At 70.7% G+C, this 23,690-nt stretch carries 19 protein-coding genes; 11 read left to right on the top strand and 8 right to left on the bottom strand.

What is annotated here, in order from left to right; translation table 11 throughout:
- Nucleotides 1–2 precede the first annotated feature (2 nt).
- Nucleotides 3–467 carry a septum formation family protein gene (locus tag DVS28_RS13655; protein WP_114591939.1) on the bottom strand — a complete coding sequence of 155 codons (465 nt, stop codon included), beginning with the start codon at nt 465–467 and terminating at the stop codon, nt 3–5.
- A gap of 185 nt (nt 468–652) precedes the next feature.
- Here DVS28_RS13655 and DVS28_RS13650 point away from each other — a divergent pair, with 185 nt between their 5' ends.
- From DVS28_RS13650 to DVS28_RS13635, 4 genes are all read left to right on the top strand, one after another.
- Nucleotides 653–850: a hypothetical protein gene (locus DVS28_RS13650; RefSeq protein ID WP_114591938.1), complete on the top strand. Its 198-nt coding sequence runs from the start codon at nt 653–655 to the stop codon at nt 848–850.
- A gap of 63 nt (nt 851–913) precedes the next feature.
- Complete coding sequence (locus DVS28_RS13645) at nt 914–1,744, top strand: enoyl-CoA hydratase/isomerase family protein (RefSeq protein WP_114591937.1); 831 nt, start codon at nt 914–916, stop codon at nt 1,742–1,744.
- 111 nt (nt 1,745–1,855) lie between these two features.
- On the top strand, nt 1,856–4,600 hold the full coding sequence (gene aceE / locus DVS28_RS13640; protein ID WP_114594177.1) for a pyruvate dehydrogenase (acetyl-transferring), homodimeric type: 2,745 nt from the start codon (nt 1,856–1,858) through the stop codon (nt 4,598–4,600).
- A 127-nt stretch (nt 4,601–4,727) separates the two neighbouring features.
- Nucleotides 4,728–5,744: a DNA topoisomerase IB gene (locus DVS28_RS13635; RefSeq protein WP_114591936.1), complete on the top strand. Its 1,017-nt coding sequence runs from the start codon at nt 4,728–4,730 to the stop codon at nt 5,742–5,744.
- Here DVS28_RS13635 and DVS28_RS13630 read toward each other — a convergent pair.
- Nucleotides 5,713–6,042 (bottom strand): hypothetical protein, encoded by a 330-nt coding sequence (locus DVS28_RS13630; RefSeq protein WP_114591935.1) that lies wholly within the window; start codon nt 6,040–6,042, stop codon nt 5,713–5,715. The genes DVS28_RS13635 and DVS28_RS13630 overlap by 32 nt on opposite strands.
- A 161-nt stretch (nt 6,043–6,203) precedes the next feature.
- Between DVS28_RS13630 and DVS28_RS13625 the strand changes: the two genes are divergently transcribed.
- Nucleotides 6,204–8,570 carry a M14 family zinc carboxypeptidase gene (locus DVS28_RS13625; protein WP_114591934.1) on the top strand — a complete coding sequence of 789 codons (2,367 nt, stop codon included), beginning with the start codon at nt 6,204–6,206 and terminating at the stop codon, nt 8,568–8,570.
- Here DVS28_RS13625 and DVS28_RS13620 read toward each other — a convergent pair.
- The gene (locus DVS28_RS13620; RefSeq protein ID WP_164710509.1) at nt 8,545–9,321 is read right to left on the bottom strand and encodes a DoxX family protein; all 777 of its coding nucleotides are present in this window, start codon (nt 9,319–9,321) and stop codon (nt 8,545–8,547) included. The genes DVS28_RS13625 and DVS28_RS13620 overlap by 26 nt on opposite strands.
- A gap of 117 nt (nt 9,322–9,438) precedes the next feature.
- Here DVS28_RS13620 and DVS28_RS13615 point away from each other — a divergent pair, with 117 nt between their 5' ends.
- Nucleotides 9,439–9,954 (top strand): DUF6328 family protein, encoded by a 516-nt coding sequence (locus DVS28_RS13615; protein ID WP_164710508.1) that lies wholly within the window; start codon nt 9,439–9,441, stop codon nt 9,952–9,954.
- A 31-nt stretch (nt 9,955–9,985) separates the two neighbouring features.
- On the opposite strand, the gene DVS28_RS13610 is transcribed toward DVS28_RS13615, so the two are convergent.
- From DVS28_RS13610 to DVS28_RS13600, 3 genes are read right to left on the bottom strand one after another with little or no spacing between them, the layout of a single operon-like run.
- Nucleotides 9,986–11,353 (bottom strand): NAD-dependent succinate-semialdehyde dehydrogenase, encoded by a 1,368-nt coding sequence (locus tag DVS28_RS13610; protein WP_425461055.1) that lies wholly within the window; start codon nt 11,351–11,353, stop codon nt 9,986–9,988.
- A 45-nt stretch (nt 11,354–11,398) separates the two neighbouring features.
- Nucleotides 11,399–12,433 (bottom strand): proline racemase family protein, encoded by a 1,035-nt coding sequence (locus DVS28_RS13605; protein ID WP_216826024.1) that lies wholly within the window; start codon nt 12,431–12,433, stop codon nt 11,399–11,401.
- Entirely contained in the window at nt 12,430–13,335 is a 906-nt protein-coding gene (locus tag DVS28_RS13600) for a 5'-3' exonuclease (protein ID WP_114591929.1), read from the bottom strand. The genes DVS28_RS13605 and DVS28_RS13600 overlap by 4 nt, the downstream gene beginning before the upstream one ends.
- Before the next feature lie 227 nt (nt 13,336–13,562).
- On the opposite strand from DVS28_RS13600, the gene DVS28_RS13595 reads away from it, so the two are divergent.
- Together DVS28_RS13595 and DVS28_RS13590 are read left to right on the top strand one after the other, a co-directional pair.
- A complete protein-coding gene (locus tag DVS28_RS13595; RefSeq protein WP_114591928.1) occupies nt 13,563–14,264 on the top strand; it encodes a GAF and ANTAR domain-containing protein in 702 nt (233 codons plus the stop codon).
- Between the two features lie 156 nt (nt 14,265–14,420).
- A complete protein-coding gene (locus DVS28_RS13590) occupies nt 14,421–15,119 on the top strand; it encodes a GAF and ANTAR domain-containing protein (protein WP_114591927.1) in 699 nt (232 codons plus the stop codon).
- Between the two features lie 15 nt (nt 15,120–15,134).
- Here DVS28_RS13590 and DVS28_RS28415 read toward each other — a convergent pair whose 3' ends face one another.
- Nucleotides 15,135–15,680, bottom strand: coding sequence for a mismatch-specific DNA-glycosylase (locus DVS28_RS28415; protein ID WP_164710507.1), 546 nt, complete (start codon nt 15,678–15,680; stop codon nt 15,135–15,137).
- 129 nt (nt 15,681–15,809) lie between these two features.
- Between DVS28_RS28415 and DVS28_RS28410 the strand changes: the two genes are divergently transcribed.
- The 3 genes from DVS28_RS28410 (at nt 15,810) to DVS28_RS13575 (ending at nt 22,212) form a co-directional block, all read left to right on the top strand.
- Nucleotides 15,810–16,085 carry a hypothetical protein gene (locus DVS28_RS28410; protein WP_164710506.1) on the top strand — a complete coding sequence of 92 codons (276 nt, stop codon included), beginning with the start codon at nt 15,810–15,812 and terminating at the stop codon, nt 16,083–16,085.
- 97 nt (nt 16,086–16,182) lie between these two features.
- Nucleotides 16,183–18,219, top strand: coding sequence for a putative bifunctional diguanylate cyclase/phosphodiesterase (locus DVS28_RS13580; protein WP_216826023.1), 2,037 nt, complete (start codon nt 16,183–16,185; stop codon nt 18,217–18,219).
- A gap of 147 nt (nt 18,220–18,366) precedes the next feature.
- Nucleotides 18,367–22,212 (top strand): DNA polymerase III subunit alpha, encoded by a 3,846-nt coding sequence (locus DVS28_RS13575; protein ID WP_164710505.1) that lies wholly within the window; start codon nt 18,367–18,369, stop codon nt 22,210–22,212.
- Between the two features lie 162 nt (nt 22,213–22,374).
- Here the strand turns inward: DVS28_RS13575 and DVS28_RS13570 are convergent, their stop codons facing one another.
- Nucleotides 22,375–23,688, bottom strand: coding sequence for a hypothetical protein (locus DVS28_RS13570; RefSeq protein WP_164710504.1), 1,314 nt, complete (start codon nt 23,686–23,688; stop codon nt 22,375–22,377).
- Nucleotides 23,689–23,690 lie beyond the last annotated feature (2 nt).

The raw sequence follows: 23,690 nt of genomic DNA, 5'->3' as shown, positions 1-23,690 counted from the left end.
TGTTACTCCCCGGAGCCCTCCTTGGAGCCGGTGAGCTGGGCGAAGCCGCTGGAGTCCTCGAGGGGTTCGCCGACCAGCAGGCAGACGATCTCGCGGTCCTCCGCACCGTCCCACGACTCCTGTGACGGCGTCAGCGCCGTGGAGTAGATGGTCGACTGGTTGTACTCGATGCCCACGTAGGCCTCGAAGTCCTGCTTGCAGCGCTCGTCGGCGAACTCCTCCAGCACGCTCTGCCCGGGGAAGGCGGCCTCTGCGCCGTCGGGGTGCTGGGGGAGCGCGTAGACCTCGGCGTCGTGCGCCTCGCCGCAGTCAACGGTCTCGTAATCGCTGATCTGGGTGCCGTCGGGCAGGTTCACGCACTCACCGATGGTGAACTCCAGCGCGTTCTGGCTGCAGGCCGACCCGAACGCGGCAAGGACGAGGAACGCAGCGATCACCATGGGTGACCGACGGATCGGGGTAGGCATGTGCGGGCCTTTCTCTGGCTTGGTGTCTGCTGGGCAGCGTCGTTGCTGAGGCGGATCGGACCTCGTCGGGACGCTATCGCCCGGCGACGCCGATCGTGAACTCCCCCGACCGTACGCCAGACCGACGGCCGCGCAGGTGACCTTCGGGCCCGAAGTCGCCCACAGGAGCGCCGTAGGCTGTCTGGATGCGTACGTGGCTCGGCTTCCTGGCGTCAGCCGCCCTCGGCGTGCTCGTCGTCATGGCCATCGCCGGGTCCAGCAGGCTCAGCGGGCCGGTCCTGCTGGCCGGATTCTCCACCCACGGCCTGCACGCCGGCGACCTGGTCACCCTGCTGGCGGCCTCCGTCGGCCTCGGCGCCATCGTCGCGCTCGCACGCCGCTGAGGCGCCCGAAGCAGCGACCGCCGACCCTCCGTCGGACCGCCTCCCTCGGATACGGTCTGCCGCATGGACGAGACGACCAGCGACCTGCAGCCCTACGCCGAGTTCGAGAGCCTCCGGTTCTCCCGTCCGAAGCAGGGCCTGCTCGAGATCGTCATGTCGACGCCGGGTCGGCTGAACGCCGCGGGCCACGACATGCACCGCGACCTCGCCAACGTGTGGCGGGCCATCGACCGCGACCCGGCGACGAAGGTCGCGATCATCCGCGGCGAGGGCAAGGCGTTCTCCTCCGGCGGCGACCTCGACCTCGTGACCGACATGGCCAACGACTTCGAGACCCGCGTCCGCGTGCTCAAGGAGGCCCGCGACCTGGTCTACGAGGTCATCAACTGCAGCAAGCCGATCATCTCCGCGATGCACGGTGTCGCCGTGGGTGCCGGCCTCGTCGCGGGTGTCCTGGCCGACGTGTCCATCGCGACGAGGGACTGCCGGATCATCGACGGCCACACCAAGCTCGGCGTTGCCGCCGGCGACCACGCCGCCATCATCTGGCCACTGCTGATCGGCATGGCCAAGGCCAAGTACTACCTGCTGACCTGCCGCCCGATGACCGGCGAGGACGCCGAGCGCATGGGCCTGATCAGCCTCGTCGTGGACGACGAGGAGACCCTGCACGCCGAGGCCCTCGACGTCGCGCGCACCCTCCGCGACGGCAGCCAGAGCGCCATCCGCTGGACCAAGTACTCCCTCAACCAGTGGCTCCGCCAGGCCGGCCCGACGTTCGACACCTCCCTCGCCCTGGAGTTCATGGGCTTCGCCGGTCCGGACGTCCACGAGGGCGTCGCCGCGATCAAGGAGAAGCGTCCGCCACGCTTCACCGGGCCGGCGTCGGAATGACGCCCCACCGACCCGGTATTTGCGTATTCAGACCACAAACCTGCTGATCGAGTCGACGCCGGTGTCAACTCGACTAGTCTGTGCCCCCATACCGGTCACATGGAGGACGACATGAGCGAGACCGCGAACCCGCAGGGCGACCCCCAGCGCATCATCACCGACGGCATGCCCACCCAGCTGCCCGACATGGATCCCGCCGAGACCCAGGAGTGGGTCGACTCTCTCGACGCCGTGGTGGAACACCACGGCCGCGAGCGGGCCAGGTACCTGATGCTGCGACTGCTCGAGCGCTCCAGGGAGGCCGGCGTCGGCGTCCCGGCGTTGCGATCGACGGACTACATCAACACCATCCCGCCGTCACGCGAGCCCGACTTCCCCGGCGACGAGGACATCGAGCGCCGCATCCGCGCCTACGTGCGCTGGAACGCGGCGGTCATGGTCACCCGCGCCCAGCGTCCCGGTGTGGGCGTCGGCGGGCACATCGCCACCTACGCCTCGGCCGCCAGCCTCTACGAAGTCGGCTTCAACCACTTCTTCCGGGGCCGCGAGCACGAGGGCGGCGGTGACCAGCTGTTCATCCAGGGCCACGGCTCACCGGGCATCTACTCCCGGGCCTTCCTCGAGGGTCGCCTGACCACCGAGGAGCTGGACCTGTTCCGCCAGGAGTCCCAGCCGGGCGGGCTGTCCAGCTACCCCCACCCGCGACTCATGCCGGAGTTCTGGGAGTTCCCGACCGTCTCCATGGGCCTGGGTTCGCTGGGGTCGATCTACCAGGCGCGCTTCAACCGGTACCTGCACAACCGCGGCTTCTCCGACACCTCCCAGCAGCGTGTCTGGGCGTTCGTCGGCGACGGCGAGATGGACGAGCCCGAGGCGCAGGGTGCCCTGACCGTCGCGGCCCGCGAGGAGCTCGACAACCTCGTCTGGGTCGTCAACTGCAACCTGCAGCGCCTCGACGGCCCCGTCCGGGGCAACGGCAAGATCATCCAGGAGCTCGAGAGCCTGTTCCGTGGGGCCGGATGGAACGTCATCAAGGTCGTGTGGGGCCGCAAGTGGGACCAGCTGCTGTCCCTCGACGTCAACGGTGCGCTGGTCGAGCGCATGAACAACACCCCCGACGGGCAGTTCCAGACCTACACCACCAAGGACGGCGACTACATCCGTGAGCACTTCTTCAACTCCCCGGAGCTGAAGCGGATCCTCGGCGAGTCCGGCCTGACCGAAGCAGACCTGCCGGTCCTCGACCGTGGTGGCCACGACTACCGCAAGGTCTACGCCGCCTACAAGGCGGCGACCGAGCACACCGGCCAGCCGACCGTGATCCTGGCCAAGACCATCAAGGGCTGGACGCTGGGCCCCGACTTCGAAGCCCGCAACGCCACCCACCAGATGAAGAAGCTGACCCGCAAGGCCCTGAAGGGCTTCCGGGACCGCATCGGGCTGGACATCCCCGACAGCGAGCTCGAGGGTGACCTGCCGCCCTACCACCACCCCGGCAAGGACTCCGAAGAGGTCGAGTACCTCATGGAGCGCCGCGCAGAGCTCGGCGGCCCCATCCCGACCCGCAAGGTCCAGTACCAGGGCATCGACCTGCCCGAGCACGACGCCTACGGCGAGCTGAAGAAGGGCAGCGGCAAGAGCGAGGTCGCCACGACGATGGCGTTCGTCCGGCTGCTCAAGGACCTGTTCAAGCACCCCGAGCTCGGCCCGCGCATCGTGCCGATCATCCCCGACGAGGCTCGGACGTTCGGCATGGACACGATGTTCTCCACGGAGAAGATCTACTCGCCGCACGGCCAGAACTACGAGTCGGTCGACAAGGCCATGCTGCTGTCCTACCAGGAGGCCACCGACGGCCAGATCCTGCACGAGGGCATCACCGAGGCCGGCTCGATGGCCAGCTTCGCCGCGGTGGGCTCCTCCTACGCCACCCACGGCCAGCCGATGCTGCCGATCTACATCTTCTACTCGATGTTCGGCTTCCAGCGGACCGCCGACTCCATCTGGCAGGCCGCCGACCAGCGCTCTCGTGGCTTCCTGATCGGCGCCACCGCCGGACGGACCACCCTCAACGGCGAGGGCCTGCAGCACCAGGACGGCCACTCGCCGCTGTACGCGCTGACCAACCCCGCCGTCGAGGCCTTCGACCCGTCCTTCGCCTTCGAGGTGGCGACGATCACCGAGGCCGGGATCAACCGGATGTTCGGTGACGAACCCGAGGACGTCATCTACTACGTGACGGTCTACAACGAGCCGACGACGCAGCCGGCCATCCCCGAGGGCCTGGACGAGGAGGAGATCCTCGACGGCATCTACCGCTACGCCACCTACGAGGACGAACGCAGCCACCGCGTGCAGCTGCTGTCCAGCGGTTCGGCCATGAAGGAGACCCTCCGTGCCCAGCAGATGCTGGGGGAGGAGTGGGACGTCGCCGCCGACATCTGGTCGGTCCCCGGCTGGGTGCAGCTGCACCGCGACGGGGTGGACTGCATGACCACCAACCGCGACCACCCCACGGCCGAGCCCCGCGTGCCGCTGATGACCCGCAAGCTCGAGGCGTCACGCGGTGGTCCCTTCATCGCGGTCACCGACTACCAGAAGGCCCTCCCCGGGTTGGTCGAGCCGTTCGTCCCCGGCCGGTTCGCGATCCTCGGCACCGACGGGTTCGGCCGGTCCGACACCCGCGAGGCGCTGCGCCGGATCTTCCGCATCGACGCCGAGTCGATCGTCGTCGCCGCGCTGTACGAGCTGTCCCTCGCCGGTGAGGTCAAGGCCGAGCTGGCGGCGGAAGCCATCGAGCGGTACGGCATCGACCCCGACCTCCGCGTCTGGGACGAGCTGCACACCCACCGCTAGGACAACTCCGGGGCTCGGGCAGGCGTCAGGTCTGCCCGATCGGGGAACACCCTTCGGCGACGCATCCGCTCGCCGCACAGGGAGTTCTCCGATCACCGCCCTCGACCCCGTTGTCTTCGCCGACCGTGTGGGCCTCACCTACGTGGCGGAGGACCTGCCGGGTATCACCCGTGTCCGCCGGGGCAAGGGGTTCAGCTTCCACGGACCGGACGGCAGGCTGCTCAACGGTTCGGAGCGCGAGCGGGTCCTGTCCCTCGCCGTGCCTCCCGCGTGGCGAGAGGTGTGGATCTGCCCGACCCCCGACGGCCACGTCCAGGCGCGCGGACTCGACGACGCCGAACGGCGCCAGTACCGCTACCACGACCGCTGGACCGAGGGCCGGCGCATGGCCAACTTCGACCGCCTGCGCGGCATGGGCGACAGGCTCGCCCCGCTCCGGCGCGAGCTCGACGCCCTGCTGCTGGACGGAACGGATCCGGTCAGGCAGGCCACCGCGGCGATGGTCCGCCTCGTGGACAGCGGCATGGCCCGCATCGGGGGCCCGCGGTCGGTGCAGGAGCACGGCCACTTCGGCGTCTCCACGCTGCAGCGCGACCACGTCGACGTCCGCGACCGACAGGTCACCCTGACCTACCCGGGCAAGTCGGGTGTGCAGCGCGAGGTGCACGTCGCCGACGAGCTGCTGGCGGAGGTGCTCGACCAGCTCGAGCTCGCCTCCGACACCCTCTTCCACGTCCACGCCGAAGGCGAGCTGCACCGCTTGAGCGCTGCCGACGCCAACGCCCTGCTGGCCGAGCTGACCGCCGGCTGGATGACGTGCAAGGACTTCCGCACGTGGGGTGGCAGCGCCGTGGCGCTCGAGGCGATGGTCGTGCCGATCCTGGCGGGGGAGCAGCCCGATCCGGTTGCCGCCGTCGATGCTGCGGCGGGGAAGCTGGGCAACACCCGGGCGGTCGCCCGATCCAGCTACGTCCACCCAAGCGTGCTCGAGGCCGACCCCGAGCTGCTGGTCGACACGTGGAAGGCATCCCGCTCCTCCACCCGCTTCGACCGTCGCGAACGGGCCCTGGTCAAGCTGCTGGAGGCCACCCCGCCGCTGCTGGACGCCTGGATCAACCGCCCGGAGGAACCGGCGGCACCGTAGCGGGGGCCCGACGATCCTCGTCAGCGCCGGCGATCTCGTGCAGCAGCCGGTTGCCGTCGGCCTGCAACGTCAGGTGCATCGCGAATCCGTCCAGCAGCAGGGACAGGACGCTCGACACCGCCCACAACGCGCCCGCGTAGAGCAGGCCGACGAGGCCACCCGCCACACCGCCGACGAACGACACGACGACGATGGCGCCCATCAGCACCCAGCTGCCGGTCCGGATGGCCCCGGCCGCCGCAACCAGGCGCCCGGCAACGCTCGAGACGGACTGGGAGGAGTAGGCGGGGTTGCGCACGAGGTGATCCCTTCTCTGCTGACTGCCGGATGACCGTATCAACGGTCTCGAAACCTGTCGACCGGCGTCGAGGCACCTGACCATCCTCGGCAGGACTCCCGGCTACCGCTGTCGAAGACCCCGCTCGACCGATCCCATTCGTCGAGCCAAGGGTCCATCCCGTGCGAACCGTCCTCCTCCGCCGTACCGGCGGCCTGCTGACTGCAGCCGTCCTCGTCCTCGGCCTCCTGGCGCCTGCCGCGCAGGCCACGCCCGTGTGCACCGACGGCTACGCGGGCGGGTTGCCGCTGGTGGCCTGTGGGGGTCGGGTGTTCCCCGAGGCCGAGCACTCCGTCGCCAACATCCAGCTGACCCCGGACGCGACCGGGTTCAGCGAGTTCGTGCACGGCATGGAGTACCTGCAGCAGACCCACCCGCGCTGGATCAGCGTGTTCAACCTGCGCGACCACTACGGCGACGACACCGCCGTCAGCGCGGGCCCTGACGGCGTCCGCTCCTACGAGGACGGCGACAGCGGCGACGGACGCGACATCTGGGTGGTCAAGATCACCGACCACGACGTGCCCGACGAAGGAAAGCTCGGCCTGGCGTTCTCCCTGTCGGTCCACGGTGACGAGATCGGCGGACGCGAGGGCGGCGCCCGTGTCGCCGAGGACCTCGTGATGATGGCCGAGAACGGCGGCGAGATCGCCGATGGTGTGCCCGGCTACGAGTCGACTACTGGCCAGGAGCCCGTGTTCGCCTCCCACGAGGTCGCCGATGTCCTGGCCCAGGAGGTCATCTACCTGATGCACTTCAACACCGATGGCTGGGTCGCCGGGGACAACACCGCCCTGACCGATCCCGACCGTGGATTCCTCGACGGGACGCTGTACACGCGCGGCAACGCGATGGGCACCGACCTGAACCGTCAGATGCCGACGGTCGGCCGCATCAACCCCTCCCGCAACCCGCTGCAGGAGTCGGAGATGGCATGGGGTGTGCGCTTCCTCGAGGAGGCTGCCGCCATCAGCCCCGGTGGACGCCTGGCCTACGGCGCCGACATCCACGGCGAGACCCAGTCACGGGCCTGGTCCGACATCATGTATCCGGCCGGGCAGTTCGACACCATCAAGCACCGCCAGCTGATGGCCATCGCCGAACGCACCAAGTCCGTCATCGACGCCACCCTGTTCGAGGGCGTCCCGAACTTCCTCGAGGACCAGTTCTTCGGCGGCGACGCCGGTGAGGGCCTCGAGGACTCGCTGCCGACCAGCGCGGCTGACAACGTCGTGCCGATCAAGCCGGCCCGCTGGGGAACCGTCTGGGACACCCTGGGCTACACCGACACCGGGTTCATCGGCGACTACCTGGCTGCCGAGCTGGCCGTCACCGGCATGGACTACGAGATCGCGCTCAACCATGCCGACGCCCGTGCCCTCGGTCGCGCCTGGTCGGTCGTGCTGCAGGAGAACTACATCAACGCCACCCGGGCGATCGTGACGACGGCGATGGCCTACGCCCTGCAGCAGGACACCGAGTTCGCCGACGTCACCATCGAGACCGGCGGGGGCAGGGTCGGGTACGTGCTGGACCCCAACCGGGTGACCGACACCGACGCCGACGGCCCCGGCCGGCTGCCCGGCCCGTCCGCTGACGGCGTCGGCCAGGACGGCCAGCCGGTCGCGCAGGCGCCCTACTCCGCCTCCCAGGTCGACTGGTTCACCGACTCCTCCGGCTACATCGAGAACGGTGCCCACGAGCTCCAGTCCGCTGACATCGCTGCCGATCCCGCGTACCTCGACCAGTTCGACACCATCGTGATGGCCGACCTGGACCTCGACCGAGGCGTCGCCCCCGAGGACGGCCTCGGCCGGCCGTTCGACGCCGACGACTACTGGGCCAACCTGCGCGGTTGGGTCGAACGGGGTGGGAACCTGGTCCTCACCGACCGGGCCCTGCACGGTCTGACCGAGATGGACGTCCTCGACGACGGTGCGGTGGTCGACATCTCCACCTACATGCCCTACGCCAACTTCGTCGACGGCGCGCACCCCCTCGCGGAGGGGCTGCGCGGCAACGCCCGCCAGCTGGCGGAGTTCTCCCTCATCGGGTTCGGCATCGGCAACAACGCCTCGCCGATGAGCATCGTCACCACCAGCGCGTGGGAGGCCGCCGGCGGCCACGTCGTGGCGACCACCGGCAACAACACCGGCTCCAGCGACGACGGCACGCGCACGTCCATCGGCGAGCTGCCGCTCGGGGACGGGGTCGTCCGCATCCTCGGTGGCGGGCTGCACCGCCCGTCGGAGGATCAGGACCACCGCTTCGGCCTGAAGGACTACGCGCTGACCTACTCGGGGCTCTACGTCCTGGAGAACGCGCTCGCGTGGGACGCGCCGGGCCTCGGCACCGGGCCTGCAACCGACGACGCCGCCGGAGGGGCCGGGCCGGTGCCCGGCGACTCCACCGGCGGCGGGTCGTTGCTGCTCGTGGTGGCCCCGTTGGGCCTGTTGGCTGCGGTCAGCCGTCGCTTCGGACGGAGTTGACCGCGGACTTCACGCCGCGGGCAGCCATCGTGGCTCCGGTGCCCGCGGCGCCGGCGACGCCGGTGAGGGTCCTGCCCACGACCTTGCCGGTCGTGCGGCCGGTTGCCTTCAGGGCGCGGACGCTGCGCTTGGTGTCCTTGACGGCCTGACGCGCCGGCGCGACCGTGCGGGCGTTGATGTCGGAGACGGCGGCGCGGGTCTCGGCCGCCTTGGTGTGGGCCTTCGCGCGGGCGACGTCGGCCTTCCCCTGCGCGCGGGCGCGGGCCAGCTGGCTGAGCAGCTCGGCCTCGCGGACCCGCCACTCGGCCTCGTGACCGGCGTGGTCGACGAGGTGGCCGGCACGCCAGCCGACACCCGGCTTGCCCTGGGTGTCCATGGCGGTGATCACCAGGCCACCGAACATCGCGGCGTTCTTCAGGAAGTGCAGGAGCTGGGACTGGCGCTCGGCACCCTCGGCCTCCCAGAAGCGGTGCGCACCGATGGTGGTGGGCACGAGGCTGCCGGCCAGCGCCAGCGACGCCGGGCGGGGGAGGATGTTGAACAGCAGCAGGCCACCGCCGACCACCTGCACCGCACCGTTGGCAAGCACCATCGTCTCGGCGTCGTCGGCGGGCGGGAAGGGCACGTCGTCGGGGAGCGCGTCCGCGGCGTCCTCGGCCGCCTGCACCTTCGAGGCGGGATTGCGGAGGGCGTCGACGCCCCCGTAGATGAAGATGCCGGCCATCATGGCGCGGGCGAGATGACGGATCATGGTTGTGGCTCCAGGGGTGGTAGGGACTCGCTGGTGTTTGCCCCTTGACCTGCCCACGCGCGCACGTGGTCGAAACATCATGTTTGTGCACGCGGAGAGCCGGCAAGGTTCTGTCGCATGAGCGACGCTACCGCCGATTCCGCCCAGACAGCGGACACGAATGGCTCCGTGGAGGAGCAGTTCCGCTCGCTGATGGAGGGCCTGCGCACGACCCTCCCGGGGGTGGAGGTCCTCATGGCCTTCCTCCTCGTCCTGCCGTTCCAGGCCAACTTCACCGATCTCGACCAGTTCCAGCGAACGGCGTTCATGGTGGCGATGATCGCGGCGGCGTCCTCGGCGGTCATGCTCATCGCGCCCAGCGCCCACCAGCGCGTGCGTTCGGTGGAACGTGGCGGCGGGGTGGCGCGGAAGCACGAACGGCACCTGCGAACGGCCGTCCGCGTCGCCCTGATCGGCACCATCCTCGCCGCCGTCGCCATCGTCGCGGCGCTCTACCTGGCCACGTCAGTCGTCGTCGGACACGGGACGGCCATCGTGCTGGCGGTCGTCCTCGGCCTGCTGGCCGCGTGGACGTGGTTCGGCATCCCCGTGGTGATCTTCGACGGCGACGACGGCGACGACGGGGACGGCTGACCCGCTGCCCCCTGGTCAGTGCGCTGGAGGGTCAGTCGACCCAGACCAGCTTGGTGTTGAGGAACGCCACTGCCCCCTCCTGGGAGAGCTCACGGCCGTAGCCGGAGTCCTTGACGCCACCGAAGGGCAGCCGCGGGTCGGACTTGACCAGCTGGTTGACGAACACCATGCCGGCGTCGATCTGGGCGGCGACGGCCTCGCCGCGTTCGTCGTCGCCGGTGATGATGGCGGCACCGAGCCCGAACCTGGTGGCGTTGGCCAGCGCCACGGCGACGTCGTCGTCCGCGGCGGACATGACGGCCGAAACCGGACCGAAGACCTCCTCCGATGCGGCGGGCGCCTCGGGGTTCACGTCGCGGATGACGGTGGGGGCGTAGAAGGCGCCCGGCCCGTCGATCATGGTGGCACCCACGAGCGCCTCGCCACCGTTGCGGTGCACGAGGGTGCGGTGCACCTGGTCGGCCACGGTGTCGCGATGTCCCTCCGACGCGAGGGGGCCGATGTCGGTGGACTCCTCGGTCGGGTCGCCGACGACCAGCCCCTTGACCCGCTGGACCAGGGCGTCGAGGAAGTCCTCGTAGCGGGACTCCGCCACGATCAGCCGCTTGGCGTTGATGCAGCTCTGTCCGGAGTTCAGGTAGCGGCTGTCCACGGCCAGCTGGGCGGCCAGGTCGAGGTCGGCGTCGTCGAGGACGATGAAGGGGTCGGAACCACCGAGCTCCATGACCGACGGCTTCAGGTTGCGTCCGGCGGCAGCGGCGACGGCACGGCCCGCGACGTCGGATCCGGTGAGGGTCACGCCACGCACGCGGCGGTCCCCGATGATCGACTCGACGGTGTCGTGGTCGCACAGCAACGTGGTGAACAGTCCGTCGGGGCCGCCCGCCTCGGCCACCATCCGTTCGATCTCCAGCGCCGTCCCGGTCACGTTGGATGCGTGGCGGAGCAGGCAGGTGTTGCCGCCGACGACGTTGGGCACGAGGAACCGGAAGACCTGCCACAGCGGGAAGTTCCACGGCATGACGGCCAGGATCGGGCCCATCGGGTCGTAGCGAACGTAGGACTTCGCGGCGTCGGTCTGGATCGAGCGGCCTGCCAGGTAGGTCTCGGCCGTCTCGGCGTAGTGACGGCACAGCCACGCGCACTTCTCCACCTCGCTGCGGGCTGCCCGGATCGGTTTGCCCATCTCGGCGGTCATCAGCCGTGCGAGCTCGTCGGTCCGGTCGTCGAGCACGTCGGCCAGCCGCTCGAGCAGGTCGGTGCGGTCGTCCAGGGGACGCGTGCGCCAGTCGTGGGTGAAGCGGGTCCAGGACCGTGCGAGGCGTGCCTCCACCTCGCCGTCGTCGTGGCGAGCGTACTCGGCGATCGTCGTGCCATCGGCGGGGTTGGTCGTGGTGATCATGCCGACTCGTGTACCCGACGGCCGCGGTGGTGAACCGCGTGGTCAGCGCAGCAGGAAGCCCGTGCCGATCGGGTCGTCGGGCCGCAGCACGAAGGTGTGCATGCCCGTGGGGAAGGCCTGACCCCCGACATGGGTGACGACGGCGGGGTAGTCGCCCACGGTCGCCTCCGCCGAGACCGCCCCGGTCATGACCGAACCGACGATCGAGTGGTTGTGCAGCATCCGGCCGGCGTCCAGGACGCCCTGCCGGTGGAGGAGCGCCAGCCGGGCGGAGGTGCCCGAGCCGGTGGCCGACCGGTCGACCTCGCCGTCGGCGAACACCGTCACGTTGCGTTGCCGCAGCGACCCGTCATCGGCGTCCTCGAGCTCGTCGACGAGGATGACGCCGTAGATGTCGCGCAGCTCGGGGATGTCGGGGTGCACGAACTCCTCGCTGGCGTTGAGGGCGTCCTTGATGGAGCGGCAGGTGACGATGATCTCGTCGAGCTGTTCGGGCACGACCTCCAGGTCCACGGCCGCGGCGGGCAGGATCGCGTAGAACGCCCCGCCGAAGGCGATGTCGACGTCGACGGCGATGCCGTGGACCTCCATGCCGACGTGGGCCTTCACGAAGGAGGGGACGTTGGTGAACACGACCTGCTCGACGGTGCCGTCGGGACGCACGTGCACGCGGGTGGGCAGACGGCCCGACGGCACGTCGATGACGACGTCGACCACGTCGCCGGTGACGGGGACGATGCCGCTCTCCACCGCCCAGGTCGCCAGCGCGATGGTGCCGTGCCCACAGGCCGTGGAGTAGCCCTCGTTGTGGAAGAACACCACGCCGAGGTCGGCGCCGTCGTCGTCGGGTGGCACGACGAAGCCGCCGTACATGTCGGCATGGCCGCGCGGTTCGTTGACGAGGAGCTGGCGGACGTGGTCCAGGTGCTCGGCGATCCACGCACGCCGCTGCAGCACGGTGGAGCCGCCGATCGGTGGGATGCCACCGGTCACGATGCGAAACGGCTCGCCACCGGTGTGGTAGTCGTGGGTCTGGACCGTCATGGCCCGCGGACGGGGGGCTGGGCTGGGGCTCACAGGGCAACGTCTCCGGGGTCGGCGGGGGCCTCGAGCACCGCCGCGACCCGTTCGGGCAGGTCGTCGGCGTCGAGGGTCGTGCAGAGCTGGGCGAAGTCCTCGGTCGGGCCGGTCCACTCCAGGTCATCGACGGTGGTGCCGATGTCGCCATCGGTGACGAGGGTGGCGAGCGTGGTGAACAGCTCGGCCTCGGCGCGGCGCTCGGCGAGGGTCTCCGCGAGCCGGGCGGCGCCACGGACACCCTTGCCCCACCCGGTCGGGTCGGTCGGGATGTCGACGATGCGGCCGAACCGGGTCAGCAGGGTCGCGGCGGTCTTGGCGCCGAAGCCTGGGATGCCCGGGAAGCCGTCGGCGGTGTCCCCGACGAGCGCCAGCCAGTCGGGAATGGCGGCGGGGGGCACGCCGAACTTGTCGAACACGCCGTCGGCGTCGCGGACGGTGCCCCGCATGCGGTCCCACTGCACGACGCGGTCGCCCACGACGCACTGCCCGAGGTCCTTGTCGGGGGTCGCGATGACCACCTGCTCGACGCGGTCGTCCGCGGCGGCCTGCGCGGCGGCAGTCGCCAGGGCGTCGTCGGCCTCGAGGTCGGTCATGGCCCAGACCGTCAGCCCGAGGGCCCGCAGCGCATCCTCCAGGGGGTGGAACTGGGCCGTCAGCTCCGGGGGCATCCCCGCCGACGACTTGTAGGTCGGCCACAGGGCGTTGCGGAACGACTCGATGACGTGATCGGTGGCCACGCCGACGTGGGTGACAGGGGTGCCGTCGGGACCGCCTTGCTCCAGCAACCACACCATGCTGCGCAGCACGCCCCGGATCGCTCCCCGTTCGGGGTCGTTGTTTCGCGGGGAGTAGTGGTGGCGGAACAGCTCGTAGGTCCCGTCGATCAAATGGACGTGCATGGCCCGGGAGCCTAGTGCGTGCCGGTGGCGGGTCCACCCGGCCGATCGCGTGCTCGTCCGGACGGCGGAGGAACCTTCATTCCCGAACGCCGACGGCCTGCTAGCTTTCCCCCCGGTCGGAAACCTTCGTCCCGACCGCCCGCAGATCTTGGCCCGGACCATGCCGAGTGGGGACGCCGTTGGCGTTCCCGGATTCACTCCGTCGCTCGACACTCAGGCAGGCCCCCTTGGTTGACTACGCTGCGTTCATCGACGTGTTCGCGGACTACGCGCGCACCATCTCCCGCCGGTACGACGTCGGCGACGTCATGTACCGACTGGCCGACCAGGTCGTCGAGGTGCTGCCCGTCGACGGTGCGGGAGTATCGGTGGCCGATCCCGACGGCGGCCTGCAGTTCGTCAGCGCCACCCACGAGGACGTCGTCCGCGTCGAGGGTGTGCAGATCACCCTGGGCGAGGGACCGTGCCAGGACGCCTTCCGGACCGGCGCGAGCGTGGTGTCGGACGACCTGCGGGACGACGGGCGCTGGGCCCGGTACCGAACGGAGGCCCGGGACGCAGGGTTCCTCGCGGTGGCCGGCATCCCGATGCGTGCCGATGAGCAGAAGATCGGGGCGCTGGACCTGTACCGCCGCGACGCGGGCAGCTGGTCGGAGGAGGACGTCGCGACCGCCCAGACCCTGGCGGACATGGCCAGCGGGTACATCCTCAACGCCATCACCCTCAACGAGTCCGAGGAGCTCTCCGAGCGGCTCCGCAACGCGCTGGACAGCCGGGTGGTGATCGAACAGGCCAAGGGCATCCTCGCCGAACGCCACGGGGTCCCGACGGCTGATGCCTTCGAACGCCTCCGGCGCCACGCCCGCAGCACCCGGAACCGAATCCACGACGTCGCCCGGCAGGTCGTGGAGGACGACCTGCGGTTGTGACCGTCAGCTGGGTCGCAGTCTGTTAGGTTGTGGTTGCACCTCGAATCGAGCGCCGTCCCAGCTGCCAGCGGCAGCGGACCTTCGGCCAGGACCCTGCCGGGCGAGGCCCCATCGGGGTCACGCCGTCTCCCTTCGCCCTTACCGGGAGACGCGACCATGGTCGACCAGCATGCCCTGCGTGACACCCTTGCCGACTACGCGGCCACCATCGCCCGGGGATACGACATCGGGCAGGTGCTCTACCGGCTGTCGGACCAGGTGATGCACGTGCTCGAGGTCGACGGCGCCGGGGTCTCCATCGCTGACGGCGACACGCTGCGGTTCGTCAGCGCCACCGACGACAGCGTCGTCCGCATCGAGGAAACGCAGATCGAGGCCCGCCAGGGACCGTGCCAGGATGCCTTCGCGGCCGGTGAGGTCGTGTTCTCCTCCGACCTGCGCCACGAGGATCGCTGGCCCGTGTATCGCCCCGTCGCCCTGGACAACGGGTGCGTCGCGGTCGCCGGAGTGCCGCTGCTCACCGCCGACGTGCGCATCGGCGCGCTCAACGTCTACAGCCGATCGGTGACCAGCTGGAACGACGGCTCCCTCGACGTCGCCCGGATCCTGGCCGACATGGCCGCCGGGTACGTCACCAACGCCGCCACCCTGGCGCGCTCCGAGCAGCTGACGAGGAACCTGCAGCACGCGCTGGACAGCCGTGTGGTGATCGAGCAGGCCAAGGGCATCCTCGCCGAACGCCACAACGAACCGACGGCCCAGGCGTTCGAGCGCCTCCGAACCGCTGCCCGCGACAGCCGCCGGCCGATCCACGACGTCGCCGGCGACGTCGTCGACGGACGTCCCCTGCCGTAGCCAGCGCCGACCGCCTCAACGGGCGGGGTCGAGCCCGGCAGCCCGACCTGCCGCGGCGAGTGCCGTCGCCAGGGCGGTGACGCTGGTGTGGGCGTTGAGGCCGGAGGGGTTGTCGAGCACCCACAGGTCCGGGCGGTCCGGTTGTGGACCGCGCTGCGCGGTCGGCTGGGCGAAGGCGATCCGGAAGGTGGTCACCCCGAGGACCGCGGTGACGACGGGTCGGTGCTGCGCGACGAACGCCAGCAGCCGTTCACCGCCGTCGCGCAGCTCCGCCGCTGTCACCTCTGTGGCCCTGGCCGACGGGCGGGCCACCAGGTTGGTCATGCCGATGCCCCACCCCGGCAGCAGGTGCTGGTCGTCGGGTCCGACCAGGTGGGGGACCAGCCCGCTGGCTGACAGCGCCGGCCAGAACCGGTTGCCGGGGCCGGCGTAGTGGCGGTTGGTCCGGGCCGACGCCACCCCCGGGTTGATGCCGCAGATCAGCAGGCGCAGGTTGGCGACGCGGGTCGGCAGGACGTCGTCGATCGGCTGCAGGTCGGGGTCCGGCGCGGGGGTGGGCACGGACCCGACGCTACCGCCCACACGAGGACAGCCGTGGGCAACGGCCGTCCGGACGGTGGCCGGATGGGGGAGCGTCACGACGCGCCACAACGGGAAGTATCGGACACCGTCCCCTTCCGGAGGTTCCCGATGCCACCGCGTCTCGTCCAGACCGTCCCCGCGCCCGTCCCCGCCGTCCCGTCCGCACCCCTCGGGGGCGCCAGCCGGAACGCCGCCGGGGAGATCGTGGTGACCACCCGGTCCGGGTCGACCTATCACGTGGCCGGCGACCTGGTGCGCCGAGAGCACGACGACGGCAACACCGAGTCCTACACCCTGATCGACCTCGGTGAGCAGCGGTTGCGCTACACCGACGGCGAGCGAGTCTTCGTCTCCTCCGCCGTCGTGTCACGTCGAGCTGCCTGAGCCGACCGCCTGTCGAACGAAGTTCACTCGTCCGCTCGGACGTTTGTGTGGAACAACGATTTCCGTTTATGGTGGCCGAACGGTGCAGGCACACCACATGGACGGGATCCCGTGGGCGGCGGCGTTGCTCGATGAAGACGGCGTGGTGGTGGGCACGTCGGAGGAGTGGCGCCGGATCGCAGCGGGGGACCCGGAACGGACCACGTTCGTCGACGTCGGCGAGCGGTACCTCGACGCGCTCGGCCGCCGTGCCGCGGATCACGCGGACGACACCGCGGGGCGTCTCGGGATCGTGATCAGGCGCGTGCTCGACGGCGGCCATGCCGCCGCCCCGGTCGACTACGCCTGCCACACCCCCGAGGGCCTCGCCTGGTACCGGATCCACGTCACATCCGTGCCCGGCGGCGGGGCCACCGTCATCCACCTGCCCGTGACGAGCGAGGTGCGCACCAAGCTGGCAACGCAGAGCCAGACGCTGGGGGTCATCGAGCTGGACACCGACCTGCAGGCGAGGGCGGTTGACGACCTCTGGGCCCGAAGCCGCGGCGTCGGGTCGGACGAGGACCTCGGCGACGGGTGGTGGGAGGCGATCCACCCCGCCGACCGCTCCGGCCTCCTCGGCCTGCTGCGCGACGTCGGTGCCACGGGAGGACCCTCGACCGACCCCGTCGTGACCGACGTCCGCTTCTGGGGGGCGGACGGCGAGGTCAGCGCGCGGGCAGAGGTCAGCGCCCACGGCAATGAGGACGGGACCCTCGGGTTGCTCGTGGTCCTCCGTCGGCGGGACAGCCACATCGCCGGCATCGTCGGCACCGATCGGATCGGTCGGGACGCGCTGACCGGCCTGCCCGACAGGACCGTGCTGTCGGACCACCTGCGGCTGGCGCTCGGCCGCGCCGAACGGGATGGCCGCAGGGTTGCGCTCATGTTCCTGGACCTCGATGGGTTCAAGCCGGTCAACGACACCCACGGGCACGTGGTGGGGGACCGGTTGCTGGTGATGGTCGGGGGGCGCCTGAGCGGGTGCCTTCGTCCCTCCGACCTGCTGGTCCGCCACGGTGGCGACGAGTTCGTGGTCGTCCTCACCGACGTGGACGACATGCAGGCCGTGCAGGAGGTGGCGGAGCGCATGCGCGAGGCGCTGGGCCGGCCATTCGACCTCGACGGGGACCTCGTGGCACCGCTGCAGCTTCCCGGCCTGTCGGTGTCGATCGGGGTGGCGACGGCGCGAGGTGGCGAGGACCCCTCGACGCTGCTGCGGCGAGCCGACGCTGCGATGTACCTGGCGAAGGCCGACGGTCCGGGACGGATCCGCACCGCCGACGGCGATGTGGCTGCCGCAGGTCCGGTCGTGGACCTGTCGGCCACGATGGTCGAGCAGGCGTGGTCGGAGGGGGAGTTCGAGGTCTGGTTCCAGCCGATCGTCGACCTCTCCGACGGCAGGGTCGAGGCGGTCGAGGCGCTGCTGCGCTGGCGGCACCCCGAGCTGGGTGTACTCCCCGCCTCGGTGTTCGTCCCGACAGCGGTGTCATCGGGCCTGATCGCCGACCTCGGCTGGTGGGCCCTGGACCGGGCCATGTCCACGCTGCCGATCGACCTCGGCGTCGACCTGTACATCAACGTGGCGCTCAGCCAGTTCCGGGATCGTGACCGGCTCGAGGGGCTGATCGCCCGGTTGGGCAACGGTGCGCATCGCAACCGGACGGTGATCGAGCTCAGCGAGCACGTGCTGAACACCGATGGGGTGTGGGTGCGCGAGGCGGTGGCGGCGCTGCGGGGGGCGAGCGTGCGGATCGCCATCGACGACTTCGGGGCGGGCTTCTCCAGCTTCTCGCGCCTGCGGCACATGCCCAACGACGTGCTGAAGGTCGACGACAGCATCGTTCGGGGGATCGATCGTGATCCCGCCGCCCAGCGCGTCCTGGCGGGTGTGCTCGTGCTCGCCGATGCGCTTGGCCTGCGCGTGATCGCCGAGGGGGTCGAGCACACCGGGGAGGTGCGCGTGCTGCGCTCGCTCGGGGTGTCGTTGGCGCAGGGGCACCTGCTGGCGCCGGCGGTGTCGGCGGAGGACCTCGGTGGGGTCATCGCGGGGATGAAGGACACCGTCAGCGAGTTCGAGCACCGCGAGGGTTGAGGTCGGAACGGCCCCTGCGGTCCGGTTGACGACGGGGATGTCACACCGCACACTCATGGTGTAACGAACACATGTTCGATACGCGATGCTCGTCCCCTCCATGGGTCGTCCTTCCCCGTCGCGCCCGACCGAATGGGACGTCCCACCATGACCGCCGACTTCGTGCACCTCGCATCCAGGACCTGCTACTCGCTGCGCGATGGGGTGATCCGCCCCCGCGAGCTCGCCAGGGCCACCGCCACGATGGGAGCCGGAGCCGTCGGGTTCGCCGACCGGGCGGGCCTCTACGGCGGGGTACGGGTTGCCCAGGCCTGCGCCGCGGAGGGGGTCCGTCCGATCTTCGGGGCCGACCTCGCGCTGCATCCCGAGGACGACCGTCCCGGATGGGGGATCAGCCGCGCGTCGGCCAGCGGGATCGGTCGGGTCATGGGGCCCGGGTCGGGCCAGGCATGGCTGGAGGACGACGCCCCACGCGTCACGCTGATCGCCGCCGACATCGACGGATTCGCGACCCTCAACCGGACCGTCACCGACCACCACCTGTCCTCGGTCCGCGCAGACCCGCACCTGCGGTGGGACGCCGCCAGCCAGCGGCTCGGTGCCACCGACGGGCTGTTCGTGATGCTGACCGACCGCTCGCCCGTGGGCCGGTTGCTGGCAGCGGGCCGTGGCGACGCGGCACGGGCCGAGGCTCAGCGCTGGATGGACGTCGTGGGCCCCGACCGGCTGCTGGTCGGGGTCACCCACCACCTGGCACCCGGTGACGACGACACGGCCCGGCGGACCTTCGCGTTGGCCGACGAGCTGGGACTGCGTGCCGTCGCCCACCAGGCTGCTCGGTACCTGCGTCGTGAGGACGCCCGCGTCGCCGACGTCATGGACGCGGTCCGCCAGCAGGTCCCGCTGGCCCAGCACCACTCCTCCCGCAGGAACGCCGAGGGGTACCTCAAGACCCCCGAGGAGATGGCCAGGGTGTTCGCCGAACGGCCCGATGCGATCGCCAACACCATGTGGGTGGCCGACCGCTGTCACGTCGACATGGGGCTGGGCCGACTGCGGGTCCCCGACTTCGCGTCTGCCACTCCCGACCAGGCGGCCGATCCCGGCTGGGCGCTGGCCGAGCTGCGCCACCGTTGCGAGACCGGCATGAAGGAACGGTTCGCCGTGGTCGAGGACCGTCACACCGAGCTGCTGGACCGCGAGATGGACATGGTCCGCCAGCTGGGGCTGGCCCCCTACTTCCTGACCGTGGCCGAGGTCATGGGACGCATCCGTGCCAAGGGCATCCTGGCCGCCTGCCGCGGGTCCGCTGCCGGATCGCTGATCACCTATGCCCTGCGGATCTCCGACGTCGACCCGATCGCCCACGACCTGGCGTTCGAGCGGTTCATGAACCCCTACCGCGACGAGCTGCCCGACATCGACATCGACGTGGAGTCGGCCCGCCGCGAGGACATCTACCGCGACCTGCTCGACACCTACGGCGAACACCGGGTCGCCTGCGTCTGCATGATCGAGACGTTCAAGGCGCGCATGGCCATCCGCGAGGTCGGCAAGGCGCTGGGGCTACCGGCCGGCGAGGTCGACTACATCGCCAAGTCCTTCCCCCACGTCCGCGCCGGCGACGTGCGTCCGGCCCTGGCCCACCTGCCCGAGCTGCAGGGCCTCAACATCGACTCCGGCCACCTGGCGCTGCTGTTCGACGTCGTCGAGCGGATGGACGGGTTCCCCCGCCACGTCGCGCTGCATCCCTCGGGGGTGCTGCTGGCCGACGCGACCCTGCGCGACATCGTGCCGATGGAACGGTCGGCTGCCGGCTTCGCGATGGCGCAGTACGACAAGGACGACGTCGAGGCGCTGGGGTTGTGCAAGCTCGACGTGCTGGCGGTCCGGATGCTGTCCAGCATGGCCCACTGCGTGGAGGAGTCCCGACGCACCCGTGGCGTCGACCTGGACTTCGACGACGTGCCGTGGAACGACGAGGGCACCTACGAGCTGATCCGCTCGACCAGGACCCTCGGCATGTTCCAGATCGAGTCGCCCGGCCAGCGCGAGCTGATCGGCAAGTTCCAGCCCGAGCACCAGGGCGACCTCGTCGTCGACATCTCCCTGTTCCGGCCAGGCCCCGTGAAGGGCGACATGATCAAGCCGTTCCTGCGGCGACGCCACGGGCAGGAGGGCACCGGGGTTCCCCACCCGCTGCTGGACCGTGCGCTGGGCGAGACCTACGGCGTGATCGTCTACCACGAACAGGTCATGCGCTGCGTGGCCGCAGTCACCGGCTGTGACCTGGCCGAGGCCGACCTGGTCCGCCGCCGGCTGGGTGACCCGACGCAGAAGGCCGAGCTCGAACGCTGGATCAAGGCGGGCGCTGCCGCGAGGGGCATCGCGCCGGACGTGGCCGACTGGCTGTGGACCGCGCTCAGCCAGTTCGCCTCCTTCGGGTTCTGCAAGGCCCACGCCGCCGCGTTCAGCGTGCCGACGTACCGCTCGGCGTGGCTGAAGGCCAACCTGCTGCCGGAGTTCATGGCCGGCGTGCTGACCCACGACCCGGGCATGTACCCGCGTCGGCTGATCCTCGACGACGCCCGACAGTTCGGGGTGGCGATCCTGCCGCTGGACATCAACGCCTCGGCCAGGGACTACCGGGTGGAGGTGATCCGCGAGGACGAGGCGCTGGCGTTGCTCGGGGTCCATCGGTCCATGGAGCTCGGTGGTCGGGGTCGGTTGCCCCGTGGCTGGCGCTGGGACGGCGACCGGCTGGTTCCCTCCGCCGGCTTCGACAAGGGGGCGGCGACACCGGGATGGCGCTACGGCATCCGGCTGGCCCTGCAGGACATCGAGCGGATCGACGACCACATGATCGACTCGATCCTGGCCGGCCGTCCCTTCACCTCCATCGAGGACCTCCGCCTGCGCACCCGCCTGTCACAGCCGGTGGTGGAGTCGCTGGCGCACTCGGGGGCGCTGGATGCGATCGGTGGAGTGGGGTTGGTGGTCGGTGACGGGGGGCGGGCCAAGACGCGGCGGGACCTGCTGCTGGAGGTGGGGGAGCGATGGAGCGGCCTCAAGCGCCACGACCCGAAGAAACCCGAGCAGCCGATCCAGCTGGGCCTGCTCGCCCCGGCCGAGGCCCCCGGACTGCCGGAGTACCGCGACAGCGAACGGGTGCGGGCGGAGCTGGAGGTCGTCGGCATGGACGCCACCCGACACGTCGTCACCTTCTACGACACGCTGCTGGACACCGTCGGGGTGACACGGGCAAGCGACCTGCTGGACTGCCGCGAGAACCAGCGTGTCCGCATCGCCGGGGTCAAGGTCGCCACCCAGACCCCGCCGGTGAAGTCCGGGCAGCGGATCATCTTCCTGTCCCTCGACGACGCCACCGGGATCGGCGACGCCACCTTCTTCGAGTCCGTGCACGACCGCTGTGCCTGGACGGTGTTCCACACCTGGCTGCTGGTGGTGGAGGGGGTCGTGCACCGCACCGGCAAGCGTGGGGTCACCGTCACCGCCGACCGGGCCTGGGACATGCGCCGCCTGATGACCGCTTGGCAGCAGGGGTGGCTGGACGAGGCGCTGGCCGAGCAGGGCCGACCCGACGACCAGGCCAACCGCGACTTCGGTGACGGTGCGCCGTCGGAGACCATCCGCGGTGCCGCCGGCAGGTCGGGCATCGTCATGCCGGGACGGGAGCAGGAGCACCTTCAGATGGTCGAGACCGTGCCCTACCGTCCCGGCGGAGGTGGTCCCGGGAGAGGGGCCGGGGATGCGCCGGGCCGGCCGTCACGCATCGGCCCCAACGGCGCGACCTGGGCCGACCCGGCCGGCCGCCATCCCGGCGTCGACCCGGGTGACACCCGACGGCTGTCGCGCAACGACCCCCGGCATCCCGACCGGGCCGAACCCGACAGGACCGAACCCGACAGGACCGACCACCCCGAACCGCCACGCAAGCTGTGGCACTCCTCCGGCGGATCGGCGGGCCGCTAGATGTCGGTCGTCCCCCGCCCCGGCACGGGTCCGCCCCGGGTGCCCCTTCCGCTCGGCCCCAGGCGCTGGCCCCGCCATCCGGCATCCCGTCCGGGTGGCGACCCCACGCGCCACCCGGACGTCGGTCCGCGTCGGTCCGGCCGGTCGGTCGGAACCGTGGGGTCAGGCACCCACCTGCACCGTGGTGTACATCACGAAGCTGCCACCGGTGTCGTCGCCGAAGACGACCACGTCGAAGAAACCGTCGGCGGGCACGTCGAGCTCCACGAGCTGCACGTTGTCGGCCACGATGCTGCCGAACGCCAGGATGTCGCCGCCCTGGCCAATGCCGATCGTCGGCACGAACGTGGACGAGGCGACCAGCACGTGGATCCGCTCGCCGGCGAAGGCCTCGAGGTCGAAGGTGGTGATGTCCTGCGGGGCGACCGTGCCGTTGGGCACGTCGAGCAGCTCGAACTCCGCGAAGGTCTGCAGCGTCATCGAGATCTGCCCGGGCGCGCCCGTGGCGTTGACGGCGGCGGCCAGGTACTGCCCGGCCACGGGGGCGGAGATCACGTTGGCGAGCGCGTTGGAACCCGGGCCCATCATCGTGTCCTCGATGACGAGCGCGTCATCGGGCCCGAACACGAACAGGTCGGGGTCCTGGGAACCGATGGCGGTCACGCTGACCGTGTCGCCCACCTGGAGGTCGAAGACGACGACGGCGACCTGGTCGACCCCAACGTCGAGCGCTGCCTCCTGGAACGGGGTCACGGGGAGCGCGATGGCGCGAAGGTCGCTGAGGTCGCCGTCGCTCATCCCCGCGTCCTGCATGGGCTGGGGCAGGGGAGTGGCGGCGGGTTCGAACGGTGCGGGCTCCGGGGGTGCCTCGGGCATCGCGCCCAACGGTTCGGGGCGAACCGCTTCGGTCTGGGCCGCCTCGGGATCGGGCGTGGCCAGCGCGTCGGTCATGGATTCGGCCATGCTGCCGGCGTTGGCCGCCTCGGTCGGCTCGACCGAGGCCATGGCGTCCACCAGGTCGTCGTCCCGACCCTCGTCCTGCGCCGCTTCGGTCGGGTCGCCGAGGGCCACGTCGCCGTCCCCGCTGTCGCGCGCCAGCAGGAACACGGTCGCGCCCACCCCGAGGACGATGACCAGCGCGAGCGGCACGAAGAACGCGGGCCGCTGGATCAGCGGCTTCTTGGGGGGCTGCCACCCACCCCCACCCCCGCCACCGAGGCCCGGCGGCCCCTGGAACCCCGGGGGACCGGGCTGGCCCTGAGGGCCGGGTTGGCCCTGGTAGCCGGGCTGGTTGGGATAGCCGGGCTGGTTGGGATAACCGGGCTGGTTGGGATAACCGGGCTGGTTGGGATAGCCGGGTTGCCCGCCCGGTCCCGGCGGCTGCTGCCAGCCGGGTTGCCCACCCTGCGCGGGAGGCTGCTGCCAGCCCGGCGGACCGCCCTGCCCGGGTGGTTGCTGCCACGGGTTGTTCGACATGC

This window comes from Euzebya pacifica (genome assembly GCF_003344865.1).
Classification (GTDB): Bacteria; Actinomycetota; Nitriliruptoria; order Euzebyales; family Euzebyaceae; genus Euzebya; species Euzebya pacifica.
The sequence above is the reverse complement of the archived record's forward strand: the minus strand, read 5'-3'. Positions and strand labels throughout refer to the sequence as shown.

What these genes read in the sequence shown, in the direction of transcription:
- DVS28_RS28410 (WP_164710506.1), top strand. Translation starts at nt 15,810, where the DNA reads ATGCCACCGCGTCTCGTCCAGACCGTCCCCGCGCCCGTCCCCGCCGTC.
- DVS28_RS13580 (WP_216826023.1), top strand. Translation starts at nt 16,183, where the DNA reads ATGGACGGGATCCCGTGGGCGGCGGCGTTGCTCGATGAAGACGGCGTG.
- DVS28_RS13655 (WP_114591939.1), bottom strand. Translation starts at nt 467, where the DNA reads ATGCCTACCCCGATCCGTCGGTCACCCATGGTGATCGCTGCGTTCCTC.
- DVS28_RS13620 (WP_164710509.1), bottom strand. Translation starts at nt 9,321, where the DNA reads ATGATCCGTCATCTCGCCCGCGCCATGATGGCCGGCATCTTCATCTAC.
- DVS28_RS13575 (WP_164710505.1), top strand. Translation starts at nt 18,367, where the DNA reads ATGACCGCCGACTTCGTGCACCTCGCATCCAGGACCTGCTACTCGCTG.
- aceE (WP_114594177.1), top strand. Translation starts at nt 1,856, where the DNA reads ATGAGCGAGACCGCGAACCCGCAGGGCGACCCCCAGCGCATCATCACC.
- DVS28_RS13650 (WP_114591938.1), top strand. Translation starts at nt 653, where the DNA reads ATGCGTACGTGGCTCGGCTTCCTGGCGTCAGCCGCCCTCGGCGTGCTC.
- DVS28_RS13600 (WP_114591929.1), bottom strand. Translation starts at nt 13,335, where the DNA reads ATGCACGTCCATTTGATCGACGGGACCTACGAGCTGTTCCGCCACCAC.
- DVS28_RS13645 (WP_114591937.1), top strand. Translation starts at nt 914, where the DNA reads ATGGACGAGACGACCAGCGACCTGCAGCCCTACGCCGAGTTCGAGAGC.
- DVS28_RS13570 (WP_164710504.1), bottom strand. Translation starts at nt 23,688, where the DNA reads ATGTCGAACAACCCGTGGCAGCAACCACCCGGGCAGGGCGGTCCGCCG.
- DVS28_RS13590 (WP_114591927.1), top strand. Translation starts at nt 14,421, where the DNA reads ATGGTCGACCAGCATGCCCTGCGTGACACCCTTGCCGACTACGCGGCC.
- DVS28_RS13615 (WP_164710508.1), top strand. Translation starts at nt 9,439, where the DNA reads ATGAGCGACGCTACCGCCGATTCCGCCCAGACAGCGGACACGAATGGC.